15 protein-coding genes are annotated in these 14,297 nt (G+C 44.0%); all 15 read left to right on the top strand.

The window, feature by feature from the left end; translation table 11 throughout:
• Window positions 1–2: 2 nt before the first annotated feature.
• The 15 genes from mraY to FC62_RS01525 all read left to right on the top strand — a co-directional run bounded on the left by mraY (window position 3) and on the right by FC62_RS01525 (window position 14,294).
• Window positions 3–959, top strand: a complete 957-nt coding sequence (mraY, locus tag FC62_RS01590; protein ID WP_056946063.1) for a phospho-N-acetylmuramoyl-pentapeptide-transferase — start codon at window positions 3–5, stop codon at window positions 957–959.
• Window positions 960–986: 27 nt separating this feature from the next.
• Window positions 987–2,360 carry a UDP-N-acetylmuramoyl-L-alanine--D-glutamate ligase gene (gene murD / locus FC62_RS01585; protein WP_056946064.1) on the top strand — a complete coding sequence of 458 codons (1,374 nt, stop codon included), beginning with the start codon at window positions 987–989 and terminating at the stop codon, window positions 2,358–2,360.
• Entirely contained in the window at window positions 2,360–3,475 is a 1,116-nt protein-coding gene (gene murG / locus FC62_RS01580) for an undecaprenyldiphospho-muramoylpentapeptide beta-N-acetylglucosaminyltransferase (RefSeq protein ID WP_056946065.1), read from the top strand. The genes murD and murG overlap by 1 nt, the downstream gene beginning before the upstream one ends.
• 37 nt (window positions 3,476–3,512) lie before the next feature.
• The gene (locus tag FC62_RS01575; protein WP_056946066.1) at window positions 3,513–4,385 is read left to right on the top strand and encodes a cell division protein FtsQ/DivIB; all 873 of its coding nucleotides are present in this window, start codon (window positions 3,513–3,515) and stop codon (window positions 4,383–4,385) included.
• An 89-nt stretch (window positions 4,386–4,474) separates the two neighbouring features.
• Complete coding sequence (gene ftsA, locus FC62_RS01570) at window positions 4,475–5,875, top strand: cell division protein FtsA (protein ID WP_056946067.1); 1,401 nt, start codon at window positions 4,475–4,477, stop codon at window positions 5,873–5,875.
• 16 nt (window positions 5,876–5,891) lie between these two features.
• Entirely contained in the window at window positions 5,892–7,226 is a 1,335-nt protein-coding gene (gene ftsZ / locus FC62_RS01565; RefSeq protein WP_056946068.1) for a cell division protein FtsZ, read from the top strand.
• A 35-nt stretch (window positions 7,227–7,261) separates the two neighbouring features.
• On the top strand, window positions 7,262–7,681 hold the full coding sequence (locus tag FC62_RS01560) for a cell division protein SepF (RefSeq protein WP_054745226.1): 420 nt from the start codon (window positions 7,262–7,264) through the stop codon (window positions 7,679–7,681).
• Complete coding sequence (locus tag FC62_RS07910) at window positions 7,681–7,971, top strand: YggT family protein (protein ID WP_075362823.1); 291 nt, start codon at window positions 7,681–7,683, stop codon at window positions 7,969–7,971. The genes FC62_RS01560 and FC62_RS07910 overlap by 1 nt, the downstream gene beginning before the upstream one ends.
• Before the next feature lie 4 nt (window positions 7,972–7,975).
• Entirely contained in the window at window positions 7,976–8,776 is an 801-nt protein-coding gene (locus tag FC62_RS01555) for a YlmH family RNA-binding protein (protein ID WP_056946069.1), read from the top strand.
• A gap of 4 nt (window positions 8,777–8,780) precedes the next feature.
• The gene (locus FC62_RS01550) at window positions 8,781–9,515 is read left to right on the top strand and encodes a DivIVA domain-containing protein (RefSeq protein ID WP_141322539.1); all 735 of its coding nucleotides are present in this window, start codon (window positions 8,781–8,783) and stop codon (window positions 9,513–9,515) included.
• 222 nt (window positions 9,516–9,737) lie between these two features.
• The gene (gene ileS / locus FC62_RS01545; protein ID WP_056946070.1) at window positions 9,738–12,515 is read left to right on the top strand and encodes an isoleucine--tRNA ligase; all 2,778 of its coding nucleotides are present in this window, start codon (window positions 9,738–9,740) and stop codon (window positions 12,513–12,515) included.
• A 1-nt stretch (window position 12,516) separates the two neighbouring features.
• The gene (locus FC62_RS01540; RefSeq protein ID WP_056946071.1) at window positions 12,517–12,732 is read left to right on the top strand and encodes a cold-shock protein; all 216 of its coding nucleotides are present in this window, start codon (window positions 12,517–12,519) and stop codon (window positions 12,730–12,732) included.
• Between the two features lie 15 nt (window positions 12,733–12,747).
• Window positions 12,748–13,308, top strand: coding sequence for an NUDIX hydrolase (locus FC62_RS01535; RefSeq protein WP_056946072.1), 561 nt, complete (start codon window positions 12,748–12,750; stop codon window positions 13,306–13,308).
• Window positions 13,301–13,585 carry a hypothetical protein gene (locus tag FC62_RS01530; protein WP_056946073.1) on the top strand — a complete coding sequence of 95 codons (285 nt, stop codon included), beginning with the start codon at window positions 13,301–13,303 and terminating at the stop codon, window positions 13,583–13,585. Before FC62_RS01535 ends, FC62_RS01530 begins: the two co-directional genes overlap by 8 nt.
• Window positions 13,586–13,595: 10 nt before the next feature.
• On the top strand, window positions 13,596–14,294 hold the full coding sequence (locus tag FC62_RS01525; RefSeq protein WP_054745219.1) for a 5'-methylthioadenosine/adenosylhomocysteine nucleosidase: 699 nt from the start codon (window positions 13,596–13,598) through the stop codon (window positions 14,292–14,294).
• The last annotated feature ends 3 nt before the right edge of the window (window positions 14,295–14,297 follow it).

The raw sequence follows: 14,297 nt of genomic DNA, 5'->3' as shown, positions 1-14,297 counted from the left end.
AAATGGGTCAAAGTTTAATTGCGCTAGTAAGTGGTTTTGTGATCACCGTGATGGTGCTACCATTGTTTATCGGCTACCTACGCATGCGAGACGAAGGACAACAGATTAGAGAAGAGGGACCGAAGTGGCACGCGAAGAAGGCGGGCACCCCGACGATGGGTGGTCTAGTATTTTCCATTGCCGCTATCGTATCGGCAACCTGGGTGGCAATTTGGCAGGGAGTGGCCAATAAGACCCTGTTGGTCTTAGTCATCGCATTTGTGGGCTTTGCCCTGATTGGCTTCTTCGATGATGGCATTGGTCTAGTGCTGAAAAGAAATATGGGTTTGCGTGCGTATCAGAAGCTCCTTGCGCAGATAATTATTGCGGTGATTGTCATCTATATTCTGTTCACGGATAAGTTTAGCTTCACGATTGACGTACCTTTCATCGGTTCGGTTGACAATATTTGGTTTTATGCATTATTCACGATTGTCTGGCTGGTTGGCTTCTCAAACGCTGTCAACCTATCCGACGGCATTGACGGACTTGCCGGTGGCTTAGCGATTATCGCATATGGGACATATGGGATTATCGCTTATCAGCAGCATAACATGATAGTGCTGTACTTTACGATGGCGGTGGTTGGTGCGTTGATTGGCTTTTTGATCTTCAACAAAAAACCTGCAAAGATTTTCATGGGTGATGTGGGTTCGCTGGCTCTTGGTGGTGGGATTGCCTTAATCAGTCTTCTGCTAAACCGGCCATGGTCGTTATTGCTCGTCGGAATTGTGTTCGTACTGGAGACGCTGAGCGTGATGCTACAAGTGACCTCGTTCAAGCTGACAGGGAAGAGAATCTTCAAGATGACGCCTGTGCACCACCATTTCGAGATGAGTGGCTTTAGTGAATGGCAAGTTGACCTGCTCTTCTGGTCTGTCGGTTTGGTTGCTGCAATTTTATACCTAGTTATTTTCTAAATTAAAAAGTAAGGTCGATTTGAAGGCATGAAGGAAACTGAGAAGTATCTTAACCAAAAAGTTTTAATTCTGGGTCTGGCTAAGAGTGGCTATGCTGTGGCGAAGTTACTCTTGCGGCTTGGAGCAAGCATCGTGGTCAATGATCAAACAGACTTAAGTGATAATGCACAAGCGCATGAATTAGAAGAACAAGGGGTAAAGGTCGTCTCGGGCTTTCATCCAACCGAATTACTAGATGACAGCTTCTCGTTCATGGTGAAAAATCCCGGAATTTCGTATGACAATGTAATGGTCCAGAGGGCCAAGGAGCTTAATCTACCAATTTTGACCGAGCCTGAGATAGCTGCAGATGTGACAGAAGCGCGGATTGTTGCTATTACGGGGTCAAACGGCAAGACGACCACGACGATGCTTGCAACAGAGATAATCAACAAGGCCCTGCCTAATGGGAGAGCCTACGCAGTGGGAAATATCGGACGCCCTATCGCGGAGCTGGCTTTAGATGTGACTAAAGATGACGTCTTAGTGCTTGAAATTTCCAGTTTCCAATTGCTGGGGACGAGGAACTTTCATCCTGCCGTGGCCGCCATTGTAGATATTTATCCGACCCATCTCGATTATCACAAAACCTTCGAGAATTATATCGCAGCTAAATTACTGATTACGAGCAATCAGACTAACACAGACTACTTCATCGCTAACTTCGATCAAAAGGAGATTTTAGAGAGAGAACTGGCCGATACCAAGGCACATGTGGTTACGTTCTCGATGGAGGACAAGACGGCCGATTATTATGCGGGTGAAACCGCGCTGTACGCGAATGGCGAAGCGCTTTTACCCGTGCAAGAGGTGAAGTTACCGGGGAGACATAATCTCCAAAATGCGCTAGTCGCAAGCGCAATTGGCCAGCTCTTCGGTGCAACAAAGAAGGAAATTGCCGCTGTATTAACTACATTCAGTGGTGTCAAGCATCGAATTCAGTTCGTGACCGAGTTTAACGGTAGAAATATTTATAATGATTCTAAATCTACCAATATAGAGGCGGCCACGGTGGCAATTAACAGCTTCAAGCAACCAGAGGTCCTAATCGCCGGTGGACTTGACCGTGGCTTCACATTTGAACAATTGAAACAGCCGTTGCAACAACACGTTAAGGCGGTGATTCTCTATGGTGAAACTAAATTTTTGCTAGCAGAGACAGCCAAAGATGCGGGTATTAAGGATATTAAGATTGTTGATACGTTAGAGCAAGCAGTGCCACAGGCATATGAGGCTAGCGAGTCTGGCGATGTGATTCTTTTCTCACCCGCCTGTGCTAGTTGGGACCAGTTCCGCACATTTGAGGAACGTGGTGATAAATTTATCGAGTACGTCGACAAATTGATGGAGAGGACAAACTAATGCGAGTAATTTTTTCTGGTGGTGGTACAGGCGGCCACATATATCCAATACTGGCACTGATTAAGTGTATGAAAGAGGAGAATGTCCTGGATGAGGTGCTGTTTGTGGGCACGGAGCGGGGGCTTGAGAGCAAACTCGTCCCTGCGGCAGGAATTGCATTTAAGACACTCAAGGTCCAAGGCTTTAATCGGAAGAAGATTATGACTAATGTGAAGACGGTTGAGCTATTCCGCGAAGCCACGCGCGATGCAAAGCAAATAGTGGCAGATTTTCGCCCGGACGTTGTTGTCGGTACTGGTGGCTACGTCTCGGCCGCTGTGGTTTATGCCGCCACTAAGATGCATGTACCAACGATCATCCACGAGCAGAATTCGGTCGTGGGTCTAGCAAATAAATTCCTTGCCCATTTTGTCGACAAAGTCACCTATGTATTCGATGACGCTGCCAAACAGTTTCCTGAGAAGAAAAAGCTGGTGAAGACTGGTAATCCACGGTCACAAGAGGTGTTAATGCAGCTAACACCAACAGACTTGACTAGGTTTAAGTTGAAAAATGGGTTACCTACTGTTTTAATCTTTGGCGGTTCACGCGGTGCAGAACGCATTAACCAGACAACGTTGGCTGCCATCCCTATGTTAAATCAGAAACCATACCAAGTCATTTTTGCCACAGGTCAATCCTATTATAACGAGGTGAAGACCCAGTTAGCGCACGAGCTAATAAACGAAAATATCTCAATCGTTCCTTATGTTAGTGATATGCCTGCATTGCTGCAGAATATTACGGCAGTGATTGCGCGCTCCGGTGCAACTACAATAGCCGAAGTTACAGCATTGGGCGTGCCGGCCATCCTGATTCCTAGTCCAAACGTCACACATAACCACCAAATGAAAAACGCCCTAGATTTAGAACACGCTGGTGCAGCCGTAGTGATTGCCGAGGATGATCTAAACGTCAACAATTTTGTGAGTTCGATTGACCATATTTTATTGGACAGCGCGTATGCAGATAAGATGTCGCGTGCTTCAAAAGATTTGGCAATCACGGATGCGGGCTCGCGCCTGATCAAAGTGATGCAGGACTTAATTACAAGTAAGCAAAAGATCTCGAAGTGAGACCTCTGAAGATAGTGAAAGAAAGGAGGCGAGGCTAGTGACTAAATCTAATAAGACAGATTCTGAGGGGAAAATTACTACCAAGAAGGATCCGCAAAAGGAGATTACACCATGGCTTAATTATCAGGGTAAGGCACAGAAGAAGAAGGTTCAATCTAAAAAGGTGGGCAAATCCCTCACTAAACTACAACGGACCAGAAGACGCAATATTTTCCTGAAACTAGGATTATTGCTGACAATCTCCGTTCTTGTAGTTGCGGGCCTCGCGTACTATCTTTCCCCGTATTCATTGGTCCAAAAAATTGAGGTGCAAAACAAATCCGATTTAACGGACGCTGAAGTTGTACAAACCTCAGGGATTAATAGTGGGGACCACATTCTGTTTACGTATGTGAGTCAGAACTCAGTTAAACAAAGGTTGACCAAACGCTATCCCTCGATCAAAGATGTCCATCTGGAAATTGAACTACCAACTACTGTGAAACTAAGGTTGGTGCAGCACCGCACCGTAGCATATTTGAAGCAAGGCCTGGTATACCGCAAAATTCTTCAAAATGGCCAGATTGCCACAGAAAATTTACCAGAGACCCAGATTAAGCCACTGCCAGTTTTTATTGGATACGATAAAGCAGATGATTTAACTGCTGACTTGAAGACGTTCAAAAAGATTCCAAAGGATATTAGAAATGGAATCAAATACATTAATGAACGGGTGGCAAAAGATACACAAATGGTTCTGGTAATGAAGGATGGAAATGTGATCCTTGGTGACAAGCGTACGCTGGGTAATAAAATTACACTTTATCCCAAAATTAAAGTTAGTTTAAAGGCGGCCTCGTTAGTTGACTTAGAAATAGGTGCGTTTAGTAAACCACTTTCCGAAAACGACAAAAAAACCTACAACTCTTGATTCTAAGGGCTTACAATGCTTTAAATCTATGTTAAAATTTAAACAAGTACATTATAAGAATAAATCGCACTATATTGGGGGAACAAATATTGGATAACTCAAGTTTAATAGTTGGCCTCGATATCGGCACAACAAATGTTAAGGCAGTCGTGGCGGATGCTTCGTCTGACCAACTGAGAATTATCGGTTCCGCCTCCGTCCCAACAGCGGGGATGGACCATGGTAATATCGTTGATATTGATCAGACTGCAAACGCAATCTCTACCGTTTTGGCAAATGTCGAGGAGAAGACCAATACAAAGATTAATCGAATAGTGACGGGAATTCCCGTCAGCATGCTGCAACTTGAGAATGCCCGTGGTGTTGTCAACGTGAGTGACGTTGCCCGAGAAATTAACGATGAGGACGTGCAACGGGTCACAGCCAATGCACTTAGCGCCGGTGCTCATGACGGACGTGAGGTCATCACTTTTCTACCTCTAAAGTTTCGGGTGGATAATGAGGATAAAATCATTGATCCACGGAAGATGATTGGTATGAGCCTAGAGGTTCGGGGTATCCTACTGACGGCACCAAAAGCAGCCTTACACAACATCAAAAAAGCGATTGAACGTGCCGGCTACGTCAATAATTTCTTCGTGGCAGCACCACTCGCTGTGGCAGAAGTTGCTCTAGACGAGGGTGAACGTAAATTCGGTACTATTCTCCTAGATATCGGTGGTGGCCAGACCACGGCAACGATCATTCGTGATAGTAAAATTACCTATGCCACAGTTGATTTAGAGGCCGGGGACGACTTAACTAGAGACATTTCCACTGTTTTGAATACTTCATTAGCAGAAGCTGAAAAAGTCAAAATTGATTTTGCGGTGGCTGATCCAACTAAGGCTAAGGCCGATAACCAAGTTCCAGTGAGCGTTGTCGGTAAGGAGAGTCCGAGTCAAATCACGGAGGATTACTTAGCTGAAATAGTATATGCAAGGCTCGAACAGATTCTTTCCCGTATTGGTCGGGGCTTAGACAGTCATAATGCGTTTGATTTACCAGGCGGTATTGTAATTACGGGTGGTACATCGGCACTACCAGGTCTTGATCAACTAATCGCCGACACCTATCAAGTTAACGCTCGCGTTTACACGCCTGATCAAATGGGGTTACGTGATGCACGCTACGCGACGGGTTATGGTATTGTGAACTATGCATATAATCTCCACGACATAGATTTCCTAGTTAATAGCGTGGTTAATTCTAATACATTACGAGTCGCACCGAACAGTCAAATAAATAACGAATTAGATAATTCGAAATTTTTCAAAAGACTCCAGCCAAGTAGTGAAAGTAAGACTAAAGAAGATTATAATAGTAACAAAGCCAGAATGAACAATGCTCGGGTACATGAAACAGCCGAGAAGCAGAATAAAGTACCCAATCAACCAAATAAGATAAAGAAAAGACGAGTTAAAGATCTTCTAAAGAAATTCTTTGACTAATGGAGGCAAGTGACATATGGATTTTACTTTTGATTCGCAAGAGACGAACAACGCCATCATCAAAGTAATCGGCGTCGGTGGTGCCGGTGGTAATGCGGTCAATCGAATGATTGACGAAGGTGTACAAGGAGTGCAATTTATCGCCGCTAATACCGATGTCCAGGCACTAGAAAGCTCAAAATCAGAAACCAAAATTCAACTTGGACCAAAGCTCACACGCGGTCTAGGTGCTGGATCGAATCCTGAAATTGGTCAAAATGCTGCTGAGGAAAGCGCTCAATCGATTGAGGATGAACTAAAAGGCGCTGATATGATTTTTATCACCGCTGGAATGGGTGGTGGAACCGGTACTGGAGCTGCCCCGGTTGTGGCACGCATTGCTAAAGAGACTGGTGCACTGACCGTTGGCGTTGTGACCAGACCATTTCTATTTGAGGGTCCTAAGAGAAGCAAAAATGCTGCTGAAGGTATCTCAAATATGAAGCAGTTTGTTGACACTCTAGTGATCATCGCGAATAACCGTTTGCTAGAGATTGTTGATAAGAAGACACCGATGCTTGAGGCATTTAAGGAAGCCGACAACGTACTGCGTCAGGGTGTGCAAGGAATTTCTGATTTGATCACTTCGACTGACTACGTTAACCTGGATTTTGCCGATGTGAAAACCGTCATGGAGAACCAAGGTTCAGCTTTGATGGGTATCGGCTATGCCACAGGAGAGAATAGGACAATTGAAGCAACAAAGAAGGCTATTTCTTCGCCACTACTTGAGGTTTCAATTGATGGAGCTAAACAAGTTCTGTTAAATATCACCGGTGGCCCTGACCTGACTCTCTTTGAAGCACAAGACGCTTCAAATATTGTCAGTCAGGCAGCAGGCGATGATATCAACATCATTTTTGGTACATCAATCAACGCGAACCTGGGTGACGAGGTCGTGGTAACTGTTATTGCAACAGGTATTGATGATGATGCTGAGAAGGCTGCAAGTATGCGAGCTCCTGGTTCTCGGCGGCAACAGACTACGACTAACGTAACATCTGTTCGACCAGTTACTAAACCAGAAGCATCGTTTACTGACCAAGCAAATACGGTAGCACCAAGCGATAAAAATGAACAAGGTACCCCCGAGACAACTAAACCAAAGGAGGTTTTAGTTGATCCAACCTCGGTTTGGGACTTCAAACCAGAGGGTGGTGGCCGCCGCGATGTTGTGGCTGACGTGACTGATGACGATTTGAACACACCTGTTGTTGATGAGAATAGTATTTCTCAAATTGAGACGAGCATTGATGACAATGATGACGATGATTTGCCACCATTCTTCAGACGTCGTCGCAATGAAAACTAGTTAATGGATAGACCGAAAATAAGGAGGAGTTTATCATGGCTTTTGACAAATTAGGTAGATTTTTCGGAATTTCAGATGAAGATAATACTGAAGAGTATGATTATGATATGGGAACAGGCACAGAGGACGAGGCTGGTATCACCCGTGATAATGTGGTTTCGATTAAGGCAGGCAATAACCCAACAAGTAAAATTGTCCTGTTCGAACCACGTGTCTATGCTGATGCAAAAGATGTGGCAACACACCTATTGAATAACCGGGCAATTATCATTAACTTTGCACGGATGGAAGACCAGCAGGCAAAGAGAATCGTGGACTTCATTACAGGTACTGTTTATGCCTTAAATGGTAAGATTCAGCGCGTGGGTGATAAAATATTCTTAGCAACACCACCTAAATTCGAAACGGACGGTAAAATTGCCGAACTCGTTGACCAAAAGGATAATGAATACTAGTGGTTAGTTTACTTCAGCTATTGTATACACTTTTGACCAATTTGATTGACTTATATACCATGCTAATAGTCGTCTATACCTTATTTACTTGGGTACCTGCGTTAATGAACTCGCGAGCGGGAGAGTTATTGGGAAAAGTTGTGAACCCTTACTTGGATTTTTTCGATCGTTATATACCACCGATTGCTGGTATAAGTTTTAGTCCGGTTGTGGCAATTCTTGTACTTTACCTCGTCAATCGGTATGTGCTGTACAACCTATTTTCGTTCATCGCACAACTATTGGTATGAGATAATGAATAAACTACAAGCAAGTAATTTTTACCAACATTTCGCAGATAATGAACGGCCAACGATTGATTATTTCGTTGGCCTTTTTAATCAAGTTATCTACAAGAAAAATAAAATTCTCACCGATTTTTTAAATCCGCGTGAGCAAAGAATTCTGGCCACTATTGTTGGACAACAACTGCAACTTGAATTCTTCGGTGGCTACGAAGGCGCCGAGCGTCAGCGGGCCTTCATCGCCGATTTTTCTGACTATGAAGCAAAGCCGGATTTTGAAATTATTCCGCTAGCAATCGAGTACAATCATAAATTTATTACACTGAAGCATGCCGACATCTATGGTGCACTCAACAACATCGGATTAACGCCTGCGGTTTATGGTGATATCATCCATGACGAGCAAGGCAATTGGCAGTTTTTTGTTCAGCAGCCCAATATGTTGGATGTTAAAACACAGGTGGACCGAATTGGCCGTAATAGTGTGCGGTTGATGGAAATTTCACCAAATCAGATACTAAATCCCGTGGATGAGGGTACGTTAAGTGAAATTTTATTTGGTTCGAGAAGAATGGACAGCGTGATTGCAGCTGTTGCGCGGTTGAGTCGTGCCCAGGCCAAGGAAGCTATAGCATGCGGTGATGTCAAAATTAATTGGCTGGTGGCCACAGATCCAAGTTCAATGCTTAGTGTGTCAGATACCGTCAGTCTCCGATATTACGGCCGTTTTAAATTAATGCAAAAGCTAGGTGAAACAAAAAGAGGAAAACAGCGCTTTTTGATTGAGCAGTGGTTATCAAAGAAAAGGTGATTTTGTGACAGTAACTCCAATAGAAATTCATGATAAAGAATTCAAGAGAAAGATGCATGGGTATGATCAAAAAGATGTCGATACATTTTTGGATGACGTTATAGTATCTTATAGTGACGCACTTGACCGAATTGTGGAGCTAGAGGATACACAAGCAAAGATGCAGGAACAAATAGATGAGTATGATAGTTTAAAGGAAAAGATTAACGAGTCAATTATTATGGCTCAAAAGGCTGCAGACAAAATTCGTGAAGATGCTCGAGCAGAGGCCGACAAGATGTTGGACGAGGCCAACGTTACATATAAAACTGAGCACGAGCTTGCCGAATATACAGCACAACTAGCTGAATTGAAGAAGAGTGTAACTGAACTTCAAGTATATTATGAGCGGTTGAAGGCTAGAGTTGGCAAATTCCGCTCTAAGACACAATCACTACTCAGAGAAGAGGCTAACCATTTGGATGATGAAGGTTGGCAATTATGGTTGGATCGATACTATGATGCTAACGACTTTTATGCGGACAATGGGGACGCTGTGGAGCCTGGCCAGATGCTTAATAATGATTCTGAACGAATTGAGCCACTTGACAGTTCGACCACAAGTGACGTAGAATTCAATCACGAAGTGGTTAATCAGAACGAGCATCCTGTACAAGTTGATCCAACCATGCTAGATGATGGTTTGCCAAATAGCGCCGGCCCTGTAATCGTTTTTCCTGATGACTACAAGAATCACTAATATCTAAATTTAAAGTCAAAGCCTGGCAATAAAAGCGAGTTAATGATGGTGCGAGATTAACGACTGCCAATAGGCTGATCAGCTTTTTGTAGTAATTTAGCGTTATCTACACGATACGTAGAAACTGAGTGGATGAGCAATAAATTTGTTCATCTAATTTAGGTGGTACCACGAGTCTCTCGTCCTATTGTTAGGGCGAGTTTTTTATTAAGGAGAGTTTGGATGAAAATCAAAGAGACATTGAATTTGGGTAAAACTGAATTTCCCATGCGAGGTAATTTGCCCGTTAGAGAGGCTGAATGGGAGCAGTCTTGGGATGAGAATCATGTGTATGAGGAACGCTTGAAGTTAAATGAGGGCAAACCACATTTTGTACTGCATGATGGTCCTCCATTTGCTAATGGTAATATCCACATGGGTCATGCCTTAAACAAGATCAGTAAGGATATCATTGTGCGTTACAAGTCGATGTCTGGCTACTACGCACCATATGTCCCTGGTTGGGACACGCACGGACTACCAATCGAGCAACAACTCGCTAAAAAGGGTGTAAAGCGCAAGGAAATTTCATTGGCTGAATACCGTGAGATGTGCCGGGACTTCGCCATGAATGAAGTCGAGAAACAAAAAAAAGACTTCAAGCGTCTAGGCGTAAGTGGAGATTGGGAGCACCCGTATATCACGCTCCAACCCGAATATGAAGCAGAGGAAATTCGTGTTTTTGGTGAAATGTATCAGAAGGGTTATATCTATAAAGGTAAGAAGCCCGTTTATTGGTCACCATCATCAGAATCGACACTTGCCGAGGCTGAGATTGAATATAAGGATGTCAAATCTGCTTCAATCTACGTTGCATTCAAGGTCGTCGATGGCAAGGGACTGCTAGATCCTGCCGATACTTACTTCGTCATCTGGACGACTACTCCGTGGACAATTCCCTCAAACCGCGGAATTTCAGTTAATCCTGACTTCGAGTATTCGGTTGTGCAGGTGGAAGATAGAAAGTATGTTATCGCTACTGAAAGGCTTCACGTTGTGGCTGAGACACTTGGATGGGAGCACTACGAGACCGTCAAACGGTTAAAGGGAACGGACCTTGAATACATGACCGCAAAACACCCATTCTACGACAGAACCTCACTAGTAATGAACGGCTACCATGTTACTTTAGACGACGGTACTGGCTTAGTTCATACATCGCCTGGTCATGGTGCCGATGACTTTATCGTTGGTCAGAAGTATGATTTACCAATCGATGTGGAAATTGATGAAACTGGTCATTTCAACGAAGATGCACCCGGCTTTACCGGGCTCTTCTATGACGACGCGAACAAAGTTGTCACTAAACGACTTGAAGAGGTTGGCGCCTTACTTAAGCTCTCATTCTTCACGCACAGCTATCCACATGATTGGCGGACGAAAAAGCCCGTAATTTTCCGCGCAACAACCCAATGGTTTGCCTCAATCGACCCATTTAGGCAACAAATCCTTGATCAAATCGACCAAGTTAAGTTTCTGCCAGACTGGGGAAAGACCAGACTTTACAATATGATTCGCGACCGTGGTGACTGGGTAATCTCAAGACAACGTGCTTGGGGTGTGCCACTACCAATCTTTTACGCAGAGGATGGGACACCAATCATCACCGAGGAGACGATTGCACACGTAGCAAATATCTTTGAAAAAGAGGGCTCAAACGCCTGGGTCAAACATAGCGCTCAGGAATTATTACCGGCAGGATTCACGCACCCTGGTTCGCCAAATGGTGAATTCACAAAAGAAAAAGACATCATGGATGTCTGGTTCGATTCGGGTTCATCCCATACGTCTGTCCTCAAACAACGTGGTCTGAGCTTCCCGGCCGATGTCTATCTTGAAGGTTCCGACCAATATCGTGGCTGGTTCAACTCAAGTATTATCACGAGCGTGGCTGTTAACGGTGTTGCACCATACAAGCAGTTGATTTCACAAGGATTTGTGCTCGACGATCAGGGACACAAGATGAGTAAGTCACTTGGCAATATCATTGCACCAAATGACGTTATCAAACAAATGGGTGCCGAGATTATCCGGCTTTGGGTGGCCTCTGTTGATGCCAGTTCAGACGTTGCGGTTTCCATGGATATTCTCCGGCAAGTTTCCGAAAGTTATCGAAAAATCCGGAATACAATGCGCTTCATGTTGGCCAATACCACTGATTTTGAACCAATAAAAAACAAAGTTTCATTTGAGAACCTCCGTTCAGTTGATAAGTATGCAGAGGTGAAATTAAACCAGGTTGTAGCGGCAGCTCTAAAGTCCTACGAAGAGTATAATTTCAATGACGTCTACAAGAAAATTACCGACTTCTTGACTAACGATCTTTCGGCCTTCTACTTAGACTTTGCTAAGGATGTCTTGTACATTGAGGCAAAGGATTCTTTTGAGCGGCGTGCAATGCAGACCGTGATGTACGATATTTTGGTCAAGCTGACCAAACTGTTAACACCGATCCTGCCACACACAACTGAGGAAATCTGGGGCTTCCTGAAGGAGCCGGAAAAGATGGTTCAATTAGCAGAGATGCCAGTTGCAGAACACCTGCAGGATACAGCACCCTTGATGGAGAAGTGGGCAACATTCATGGACTTCAGAGATGATGTCTTGAAATCACTTGAAGTTGCCAGAAACGAGAAAATCATTGGTAAATCATTTGAAGCAAAGCTGACCGTTTACCCTAAGCCAGTTGTCCGCGATTTGCTTGAATCTCTAGATGCCAATTTCCAGCAGATTTTGATTGTATCGCAATTTGAGATTGCATCGACTGAACCAGCAGGTGGGCACGAATATGCCAATGAAACTATTCTGGTTGAGCATGCAGCGGGTGAGGTTTGTCAGAGATGTCGGATGACGACAACTGATGTAGGCAGTAATCCTCAGTTACCAACTCTTTGTGCCCGGTGCGCAAGAATTGTCACCGAGAACTTCCCTGAGGAAGTAGAAAAGGGATTTGAGGGCTAAGATGCGTAAAGGAACCGTACAAGAATTTAATGAAAAACAGGGATTTGGCTTCATTCATGACGAAATCAATGATGCCAATTACTTTGTGTTTTTCACCGCAATCCAAGAGAGTGGCTTTAGAGACCTGAAGCAAGGACAGGATGTATTGTTCCAGCTTGCCATGGGTAAAAAAGGGCTCCAGGCGATTAATGTGGTGCCACAAGCAGTGGCAAATTAGAAGGAATGATTACTAATGAATTTACAAGAACGAGAGTTAAGTCGCGAAACTAAGTTTGTCGGTAAAATTATTAGTGTAGATGTAACGCAAGTTGAACTACCAAATGGTCAAAAAACAGAACGAGAAATTGTAACGCATCCGGGCGCAGTCTGTTGTTTAGCCATCAACGAACAGAATGAGTGCTTGTTAATTAAGCAGTGGCGTTCGCCGCTGAATCGCTTGAGCATTGAGATTCCTGCTGGTAAACTTGATGCCACCGATGAATCGCCACTCAGTGCCATGAAACGTGAATTAAATGAAGAAGCTGGCTACCAGGCGGGATATTTCGAGGAGTTGAATAACTTCTTCTCCTCGCCAGGATTTAGCGATGAAATGCTAACACTCTTCTACTGTGATACGTTGACCGCGGCTAAGACCAAATTAGCAGCCGATGACGATGAATTTCTGGAACAAATGTGGGTTGATTTGGCAACCGCTAAACAGATGGTCGCAGACGGCGAAATTGTTGACTTGAAGACATTGTTTGCGTTAAGTTATTGGGAAACAATGCAGTTACGGAGTGCAACTAATGGTTAAAAGACGTGACGAGAAACTTACTCGCGCACAATATCAGGCAAAAGAAAAAAGACGCCATTTTTGGCGTCCTTTTGCCGTTTCTAAAGTAAAAAAAAAGCGGGCTAATTATGAGAACGAACCCACGATTATTACAATTGGTGATGAACCAGTTACTGATAGTGCAGAACTGAATCGTGAAGAGAAAATAAGATTGATCAAGCGGCGGCTCAATATTGGTATCTTCGTGACGGCCAGCTTGATTGTCGTTGTACTTTTGATTCTCTTCTTAGTTAAGTAAGGAAAAAATAATGAAAATAGCAATAATTATACCAATGGCAGAAGAACGTGAATACTATCTGGAGCATTTTCAGCTTGAGGCGAAGGAACGAATTGGCGCAGTGGAGTTTGAACACTTTACTCACGGCAGCAACGATATTTATCTTGGTCTGAGTGGCATTGGTAAAGTACAGGCTGCAATGGCTTTGACCAGTCTGTTGGCTACCACAAAAATTGATTTGATATTCTTGACTGGTTCTGCCGGTAGCTTACAAGAGAACGTGCGTGTTAATGATTTGGTTGTGGCAGATGCTTTTGCTTACCATGATGTCAATGCTGTGAATGCTGGACCGTACGTTATTGGTCAAATCCCACAAGAACCGGCCATCTATAGTTTGGCTAATGACTACCGCGAGCAATTTGTTTCATTTCTTCATGATGAGCAGATTGCATTCCAAAGTGGCCTGATTGTCACAGGTGATACATTTGTTTCGACTAACGCGCTGAAAGAGGCCATTAAGGCTAACTTTCCAACGGCCTTAGGGGTTGAGATGGAGGGCGCGGCAATGGCCCAGGTTGCCTCCCACTTTGCCGTGCCGTTGATTGGGTTACGAGCAATTAGTGACAATGGTGATGATAATGCAGACTTTGACTTCGATCAATTTGTGCGACGTGTCGGTAAGACGGCAGCACAGACCATCAGCAAGTTTTTAGACACAGATATTCTATAAAAA

It is taken from the genome of Amylolactobacillus amylotrophicus DSM 20534 (genome assembly GCF_001434555.1).
GTDB classification, from domain to species: domain Bacteria; phylum Bacillota; class Bacilli; order Lactobacillales; family Lactobacillaceae; genus Amylolactobacillus; species Amylolactobacillus amylophilus.
This window is presented reverse-complemented; position numbering and strand designations above follow the sequence as displayed.